Source organism: Pseudomonas sp. R62, from assembly GCF_000257605.1.
Lineage (GTDB): Bacteria > Pseudomonadota > Gammaproteobacteria > Pseudomonadales > Pseudomonadaceae > Aquipseudomonas > Aquipseudomonas atacamensis.
Map to the genome: position 1 here is coordinate 900,717 of NZ_JH635998.1, position 8,993 is coordinate 909,709.

6 protein-coding genes are annotated in these 8,993 nt (G+C 60.4%); 4 read left to right on the forward strand and 2 right to left on the reverse strand.

Going from position 1 to position 8,993, the window contains the following annotated elements:
* The 3 genes from plsB to OQK_RS05565 all read left to right on the forward strand — a co-directional run.
* The coding region (gene plsB, locus OQK_RS05555) for a glycerol-3-phosphate 1-O-acyltransferase PlsB (protein ID WP_016771490.1) at positions 1-2,220 on the forward strand (2,220 nt) is incomplete at its 5' end.
* A 119-nt stretch (positions 2,221-2,339) separates the two neighbouring features.
* Entirely contained in the window at positions 2,340-2,738 is a 399-nt protein-coding gene (locus OQK_RS05560; protein ID WP_016771491.1) for a YbaY family lipoprotein, read from the forward strand.
* Positions 2,739-2,765: 27 nt separating this feature from the next.
* A complete protein-coding gene (locus OQK_RS05565) occupies positions 2,766-3,455 on the forward strand; it encodes a DUF4197 domain-containing protein (RefSeq protein WP_016771492.1) in 690 nt (229 codons plus the stop codon).
* Positions 3,456-4,242: 787 nt separating this feature from the next.
* Here the strand turns inward: OQK_RS05565 and OQK_RS05570 are convergent.
* The gene (locus tag OQK_RS05570; RefSeq protein ID WP_016771493.1) at positions 4,243-7,311 is read right to left on the reverse strand and encodes an efflux RND transporter permease subunit; all 3,069 of its coding nucleotides are present in this window, start codon (positions 7,309-7,311) and stop codon (positions 4,243-4,245) included.
* Between the two features lie 6 nt (positions 7,312-7,317).
* Complete coding sequence (locus OQK_RS05575) at positions 7,318-8,418, reverse strand: efflux RND transporter periplasmic adaptor subunit (RefSeq protein ID WP_016771494.1); 1,101 nt, start codon at positions 8,416-8,418, stop codon at positions 7,318-7,320.
* Between the two features lie 94 nt (positions 8,419-8,512).
* Here OQK_RS05575 and OQK_RS05580 point away from each other — a divergent pair.
* Positions 8,513-8,993, forward strand: a 481-nt coding sequence (locus OQK_RS05580; RefSeq protein WP_016771495.1) for a TetR/AcrR family transcriptional regulator, incomplete at its 3' end; no start/stop codon positions are given.

An 8,993-nucleotide genomic window follows, 5' to 3' on the forward strand; every position in this document is an offset into this window, starting at 1 on the left:
CGGTCGCCAGGACAACGCGGCGCGCCGCCGACTCTCACCCGTCTGGTCAGCGCGCTGACTCAGAATGCTGCCGAAGACGCGCAGATCATTCCGGTCAGCGTGTTCTGGGGCCAGTCCCCGGACAGCGAAAACAGTCCGTGGAAACTGTTGTTCGCCGACAGCTGGGCAGTCACCGGACGCCTGCGCCGGCTGCTGAGCATCATCGTCCTCGGGCGTAAAACCCGCGTGCAGTTTTCCGCGCCGATCCATCTGCGCGAACTGATCGATCACAACAAGGGCCACGAGCGCACCGTGCGCATGGCCCAGCGCATCCTGCGCGTGCACTTCCGCAATCTCAAAGCTGCGGTGATCGGCCCGGACATTTCTCACCGGCGCAATCTGGTCAAAGGCCTGCTCAATCAGCCGCTGGTCAAACAGGCGATCCTCGACGAAGCCGAGCGCGAAAAAATCTCCCCGGAGAAAGCCAAGGCCCAGGCCCTGCGCTACGGCAACGAGATCGCCTCGGACTACACCTACACAGCGATCCGTTTTCTCGAAGTGGTGCTGAGCTGGTTCTGGAACAAGATCTACGACGGCATCAAGGTCAACCACATCGAGGGCGTGCAGAACGTTGCGCAGGGTCACGAAGTGATCTACGTGCCGTGCCATCGCAGCCACATCGATTACCTGCTGCTTTCCTATCTGCTGTTCCGCAACGGCCTGACCCCGCCGCACATTGCTGCCGGGATCAACCTCAACATGCCAGTGATCGGCAGCCTGCTGCGTCGCGGCGGTGCGTTCTTCATGCGCCGCACCTTCAAGGGCAATCCGTTGTACACCTCGGTGTTCAACGAATACCTGCACACCCTGTTCACCAAAGGTTTTCCGGTGGAGTATTTCGTCGAGGGCGGGCGCTCGCGCACCGGGCGCATGCTGCAACCGAAAACCGGCATGCTCGCGATCACCCTGCGCAGTTTCCTGCGTTCGTCGCGGATGCCGATCGTCTTCGTGCCGGTGTACATCGGATACGAGCGCGTGCTCGAAGGCCGCACCTACCTCGGCGAACTGCGTGGGGCGAGCAAGAAAAAAGAATCGATCTTCGATATTTTCAAAGTGATCGGCGCGCTCAAGCAGCGCTTTGGCCAGGTCGCGGTGAACTTCGGCGAGCCGATCAAACTGGCGGAATTTCTCGACGCCGAGCAACCGGACTGGCGCCAGCAGGAGCTCGGCCCGCAATTCAAACCGGCGTGGCTCAACGAAACCACCAACCGCCTCGGCGAGAAAGTCGCCCGGCATCTGAACGAAGCGGCGGCGATCAATCCGGTGAATCTGGTGGCGTTGGCTCTGCTGTCGACCACGCGTCTGGCCCTGGATGATCGCGCCATGGCGCGGGTGCTGGACCTGTATCTGGCGCTGCTGCGCAAGGTCCCGTATTCGCCACACACCACCTTGCCGGAAGGCGATGGCCGGGCGCTGATCGAGCATGTGAAAGACATGGATCTGCTCGCCGAGCAGAACGATGCGCTGGGCAAGATTCTGTATCTGGACGAGCAGAACGCGGTCCTGATGACTTACTACCGCAACAACGTCCTGCACATTTTCGCTCTGCCGTCGTTGCTGGCGAGTTTCTTCCAGAGCACCTCGCGCATGAGCCGCGAGCAGATCCTGCGCTACACCCGCGCGCTGTATCCGTACCTGCAATCGGAGCTGTTCATCCGCTGGAACCTGGACGAACTCGACGCGGTGATCGATCAGTGGCTGGAAGCGTTCGTCGAGCAGGGCCTGCTGCGTTTCGAGAAGGACGTTTACCTGCGCCCGGCGCCGAGTTCGCGGCATTTCGTGCTGCTGACACTGCTGTCGAAAAGCATCGCGCAGACCCTGCAGCGCTTCTACATGACCGTGTCCCTGCTGCTCAACAGCGGCCAGAACAGCATCAGCGCCGAAGAGCTGGAAGACCTGTGCACGGTCATGGCCCAGCGCCTGTCGATCCTCCACGGTTTGAACGCTCCAGAGTTCTTTGACAAGAGCCTGTTCCGACACTTCATCCAGACCCTGCTCGACCTCGACGTCCTGCGCCGCGACGAAGCCGGCAAGCTCAGCTATCACGAACTGCTTGGCGAGCTGGCCGAAGGCGCGGCCAAGCGCGTGCTGCCGGCGGAGATTCGCCTGTCGATCCGCCAGGTCGCGCTGCATCGCAGTGAAGATGCGGCGGATCAGATCACGCCACAGCCTGAGGCTTGAAGCCTCAGACCTGTGGGAGCGAGCCTGCTCGCGAAGACGGAATGTCAGTCGACATTTAGTTTGACTGACCCAGCGCTTTCGCGAGCAGGCTCGCTCCCACATTGAAAGGAGTTCCACCCATGAAAAAACTGCTGACCTTCGCTGCCGCCACGCTGCTCAGCGCCTGCCAATCAACCACACCCGCCGGCAAGGCCAGCCTCGACGGCGAAGTCTTCTACCTGCAACGCATCGCCCTGCCCCCGAGCGCGACCCTGAGCGTCAGCCTGCAAGACGTGTCGCTGGCCGATGCACCCGCCATCGTCCTCGCCGAACAGAACGGCCCGGTCAAAGGCCAGGTGCCGCTGCCGTTTCATTTGAGCTACGATCCGGCGCAGGTCAAATCCGGCCACCGTTATTCGATCAGCGCGCGCATTGAAGTCAACGGCGAGCTGATGTTCATCACCACCGAAAACCACGCCGTGCAACTCGACGGCAACGACCCGCAGCCGCTGAAAATCCGCGTCGACGCCGTTCGTTAATCCATTTTTCGCCACAAGGAAGCCGCCATGCGCCGCCCTACCCTTCGCTTCGCCGCCGCCTGCGCCGGTCTGCTGATCTCCGCCAACGCCTTGGCCTTGTCGCTCAACGACCTGTCGCAACAAGACGCCACCGGCGGCCTCAAGGACGCCCTGACCCAAGGCGCACAGATCGCCGTGAAACAACTCGGCACCCCGGGTGGCTTCAGCAATAACCCCGAAGTGAAAATCGAACTGCCAGGCAAACTCGGCAAAGCCGCGAGCAAGATGAAAGCCTTCGGCATGGGCGCCCAGGTCGAAGAACTGGAAACCGCGATGAACAAAGCCGCCGAATCCGCCGTGACCCAGGCCCAGCCAATCCTCGTCGATGCAGTGAAGAAAATGAGCGTGGCCGACGCCAAAGGCATCCTCAGCGGCGGCAACGATTCGGCGACCCAATACCTGAACAAATCCAGCCGCGAACAGATCCGCGCGAAATTCCTGCCCATCGTCAAACAAGCCACCGACAAGGTCGGCGTCGCGCAGAAGTACAACGCCTTTGCAGGTCAAGCTGCGGCTTTCGGTGTCGTCGACGCCAAGAGCGCCAACGTTGAAAGCTACGTCACCGAACAGGCACTCAATGGTTTGTTCGAGATGATCGGCAAGCAGGAAGAAACAATTCGTCAGAACCCGGCCGCTGCGGCGACGAGTCTGGCGAAGAAGGTGTTTGGTACGTTGTAATTTCCGAACCACAAAAAAAGCCCGCTCAACTTCCTCGGTTCAGCGGGTTTTTTTGCGCATCCGCTTTGTGGATCGACCGGACCGAGGACACGATTCACCGCAGTTCAGCAAGGGAAATCCTCTGCCGATGCGCAGTCATAGCGGGAAGTCGAGCTGATTACCAGAGCAACGTCGGCTTGAGATACCGAGTCAGTATCCGCAAAAGAAACAGATCAAAAGCCCCTCACCCTAGCCCTCTCCCGGAGGGAGAGGGGACTGACCGAGGTGTTTAGGCGAAATACGCCGACTTGCGATACCGAGTCGAATGCAGATTTTGGAACGCCCAAAATCGGCTCCCTCTCCCTCGGGAGAGGGCTGGGGTGAGGGGCAGCAACAACACAAATCAAAAGCCGAACACCCACGCTTTTCACCACTCAATGGCCGAGTGTCAGCTCGCCTGCTCTTGATCTTGATCCACCGGCGACGTCGGAAGGCTGAGTGGAGGGACTGATCCGGGCGTGGGAGCGCAGCGACCGTCTGGCGCAGCCAGACACAGCGGAAGGAGGTGCAGCGAAGCAAACCGGAGCCGCTGCGCCCGGATCGATCCCGCAGCGAAGGAACCCGAGCCTGCGAGGGCCGAACGTAGGAGCAAGCGTTTTGGGTTACCTTTTTGCTGGGCCGGCACTCCGGCGTTTGAAAAAGGTGACCCGCCGTAAGGGCGGAACCGTAATCAGCAACACCCACAGCAAGGATATTCACCCAAAACCCCAAGTCATGGTCGGCCCGAAGGCCGCCACGACAAAGAAACTCAACCCTCCCGACGAACCCTGAACCAGGCCGCATACAACGCCGGCAAAAACAACAGCGTCAGCGCCGTAGCCACAATCAACCCGCCCATGATCGCCACCGCCATCGGCCCGAAAAACACACTGCGCGACAGCGGAATCATCGCCAGCACCGCCGCCAGCGCCGTCAATACAATCGGCCTGAAGCGCCGCACCGTAGCCTCGATAATCGCCTGCCAAGGCTTAAGCCCCGATGCAATATCCTGCTCGATCTGATCGACCAGAATCACCGAATTGCGCATGATCATCCCGGACAACGCGATCGTCCCGAGCATCGCCACAAACCCGAACGGCTGGCGGAACACCATCAGAAACAACGTCACCCCGATCAAGCCCAACGGCGCAGTCAGAAACACCATCGCCGTACGCGAGAAACTGCGCAACTGCACCATCAGCAAGGTCAGCACCACGACAATGAACATCGGCACCCCGGCATTCACCGACTTCTGCCCGCGCTCGGAGTCCTCCACCGTGCCGCCGACATCCAGAAGATAACCATCAGGCAATTCGGCGCGAATCGGGTCCAGCGTCGGCATGATCTGCTTGACCAGCGTCGCCGGTTGCTCCTTGCCATAAATGTCCGCGCGTACGGTCACGTTCGGCAGGCGGTTGCGGTGCCAGATGATGCCTTCCTCGAAGCCGTATTCCAGCGTGGCAATCTGCGACAACGCCACACTGCGACCGTTATCGGTCGGCACCGCCAGGCTCGGCAACAACGACAATTCAGTGCGCTCGTGCACGGTGCCGCGCAGCAGAATCTCGATCAATTCGTTGTCTTCGCGGTACTGGCTGACCGTCGAGCCGACCAGCGAACTCTGCAGGAATTTCGCCAGATTCGCCGTGCTCACACCAAGCGCACGGGCGCGATCCTGATCAATGTTCAGATAAACAACTTTGCTCGGTTCTTCCCAGTCCAGATGCACGTTGACCACATGCGGATTCTCGCGAACCTTTGCTGCCACCTTGCGCGCCAATGCACGGACTTCTTCGATGTGTTCACCGGTAACGCGGAACTGCACCGGATAGCCAACCGGCGGCCCGTTTTCCAAACGGGTGACCCGCGAACGCAGGGCCGGGAACTGTTCGTTGAGGGTTTCGATCAACCAGCTGCGCAGCGCTTCACGCTCTTCGATGGTTTTTGCCAACACCACGAACTGAGCAAAACTCGCCGCCGGCAGTTGCTGATCCAGCGGCAGATAAAAGCGTGGCGAACCGGTGCCGACATAGGCCACATAATTGTCGATGCCGGCGTGCTCCTTGAGCAGCGCTTCGAGGCGTTTGACTTCACTGGTGGTATTGGCCAGCGAAACACCTTCGGCCAGTTTCAGATCGACCATCAACTCCAGCCGGTTCGAAGCCGGGAAGAACTGCTGCGGGACGAAACGGAACAACATCACCGAGGCGATAAACAGGCCCACGGTGAGCACGATCACCGTCTTGCGATGGGCCACGCACCACTCCACCAGACGCCGGACGCGCTGATAGAACGGCGTGGCATACGGATCCGGTTGACCATCGCCAGTGCCGTGTTTTGCCGCGTGAATTTTCGCCAGATCCGGCAGGAGTTTTTCCCCCAGATACGGCACGAACATCACCGCCGCGACCCATGAGGCGAGCAAGGCAATGGTCACTACCTGGAAAATCGAACGGGTGTATTCGCCGGTGCCGGACTGGGCAGTGGCAATCGGCAGGAAGCCGGCGGCGGTGATCAGCGTGCCGGTGAGCATCGGGAATGCGGTGCTGGTCCAGGCATAACTCGCCGCGCGAATCCGGTCGAAGCCCTGTTCCATTTTGATCGCCATCATTTCCACAGCAATGATCGCGTCGTCCACCAACAAGCCCAGCGCCAGCACCAGCGCACCGAGGGAAATCTTGTGCAGGCCAATGCCGAGGTAATACATGCAGGCGAAGGTCATCGCCAGCACCAGCGGAATGGTCAGCGCGACGACCATGCCGGTGCGTACACCGAGAGAGAAGAAGCTCACCAGCAAGACGATCGCCAGCGCTTCGACCAACACCTGAACGAACTCGCCGACGCCGGTTTTTACCGCTGCCGGCTGATCGGACACCTTGCGCAGCTGCATGCCGGCCGGGAGGTTTTTCTGAATGCGCGAAAACTCGCCTTCCAGCGCCTTGCCCAGGACGAGAATGTCGCCGCCGTCCTTCATCGCCACGGCCAGACCGATCGCGTCGTCGCCCATGAAACGCATGCGCGGCGCCGGTGGGTCGCTGAAACCGCGACGCACATCGGCGATATCGGAGATGCGGAACGTACGATCGGCGACGCGGATCGGAAAGTTCTTTATCTCATCGACTGTCTGAAAATTCCCCGAGACACGTAGCTGCAAGCGCTCGCTGCCGGTTTCGAAGAACCCCGCCGTGGACACCGCGTTCTGTTCCTCCAGCGCCTGCTGCACTGCCGCCAGCGGCAAGCCGAGGGTGGCGAGCTTGACGTTGGACAGCTCGACCCAGATTTTCTCGTCCTGCAGGCCGAGCAGCTCGACCTTGCCGACGTCCTTGACCCGCTGCAGCTGGATCTGGATGCGGTCGGCGTAATCCTTGAGCACGGCGTAATCGAAACCGTCGCCGGTCAACGCATAGATATTGCCGAAGGTAGTGCCGAACTCATCGTTGAAGAACGGCCCCTGAATTCCCGGCGGCAAAGTCTGGCGAATGTCGCCGACCTTCTTGCGCAACTGGTACCAGAGGTCAGGGATCTGCTTGGAGTGCATCGAGTCGCGGGCGATAAAGGTGACCTGGGATTCACCGGGGCGTGAGAACGACATGATGCGTTCGTACTCGCCGGTTTCCATCAGCTTCTTTTCGATACGTTCAGTGACCTGGCGCGAGACCTCCTGCGCGGTCGCACCGGGCCAGCGGGTCTGAATGACCATCGCCTTGAAGGTGAACGGCGGGTCTTCACTCTGGCCGAGTTTGGTGTAGGACAACGCGCCGACAACGGCGAGCAAAAGCATCAGGAACAGTACGATCTGGCGATTACGCAACGCCCATTCGGAGAGGTTGAAGCGCATCGGGGCTTACTCCTTGTTCGCCAGATTGACCACACGATTGGAGCGATCCACTGGTCGCACCTGCTGGCCGTCGAGCAATACGTGAACGCCGGCAGCCACCACCCAGTCGCTGGCATTCAGGCCCTCGAGCACCGCCACGCTTTTCTCGCCGAACGGACCGACCCGCACCGGGGTTTTCTTCAACGTGTTGTTGCCGTTGATCACCCAGACGTAAGTGGCGCCGTTTTCAGCGGTCAGCGCGGAAAGCGGTATCGACAACGAGACACTGTCGGCCGCTTGCACAAACACCCGTGCGCTCTGCCCCAGTTCGGCCGGGACTTTGCCGCTGGTGAACGAGATACGCGCAGCAAAAGTGCGTGAGCGCGGGTCGGCGGACGGCGACAACTCGCGGATCTGCCCGGCGAAGCGTTGATTCTGCTGTGCCCACAATTCCACGGTAACCGGCTGACCGACCTTGAAGCGGCCGAAGCTTTGCTCCGGCAGGCTGATCAATACTTCGCGCTCACCATCGGTGGCGAGGGTGAACACGGTTTGCCCGGCAGCGACCACCTGACCGACTTCCACCGAACGCTTGGCCACCACACCGTCCTGTGGCGCACGCAGCACCGCGTAACTGGCCTGGTTGGTCGAAACGTTGAATTCAGCTTTGATTTGTTTAAGGCGGGCTTCGCCGGAGCGATATAGATTTTCCGCGTTGTCGTAGGCCGAGCGGCTGACCATCTGCCGATCCATCAGGGTTTTATAGCGATCACGTTCCGCGCGCACCAGGTTCAGATTGGCCTCGGCGGCGGCAACCTGCGCGCGGGTGGCTTCCAGTTGCAGGCGCACATCCTGCGGATCGAGTTCGGCCAAGGGCTGATCGGCTTTGACGCGCTGGCCTTCGTCGACCAGTCGTCGGCTGACTTTGCCGCCAATGCGGAACGCCAGATCAGGCTCATAGCGGGCTCGCACCTCGCCCGGATAACTCTCCATCGCCTGCGCCGAAGGCTCGGGCTGTACCACCATGGCCGGGCGTACGGTGACTTTGGTCACCTCTTCCTGACCGCACGCCGATAACAGGAACGCCAGACTGACTGGCACGGCAAAGGACAACGCATGGCGGAACATGGTGACGGACCTTTCGCGAATGAGGCTTGGAATATTTATACTGGCGGGTATGGTATTAATAGCAAACTCACCAGTCCAGTATTAAAAGCGAAGAATGTCGAACAATCTTTCAGCTCCAAACGGCCCGGGCCGCCCCAAGGATCTGGCCAAACGCCAGGCGATCCTGGATGCGGCGAAAACCCTGTTTCTCTGCCATGGCTACGCCAACACCAGCATGGACGCGGTGGCTAGCGAGGCCGGCGTGTCGAAGCTGACGGTCTACAGTCATTTCAACGACAAGGAGACGCTGTTCTCCGCCGCCGTCGTCGCCAAATGCGAGGAACAATTGCCACCGCTGTTCTTCGAATTGCCGGACGGCATCGCGGTGGAAAATGTATTGCTGAACATTGCCCGGGGCTTCCACCAACTGATCAATAGCGATGAATCAGTGAACCTGCACCGCCTGATCATGGCGCTGGGCAGTCAGGACCCGAAGCTGTCTCTGATTTTCTTCGAGGCCGGCCCCGAGCGCGTGGTCAACGGCATGGAAGGTCTGCTGGCGAAAATCCATGCAACCGGCGCGCTGAGCATCGACC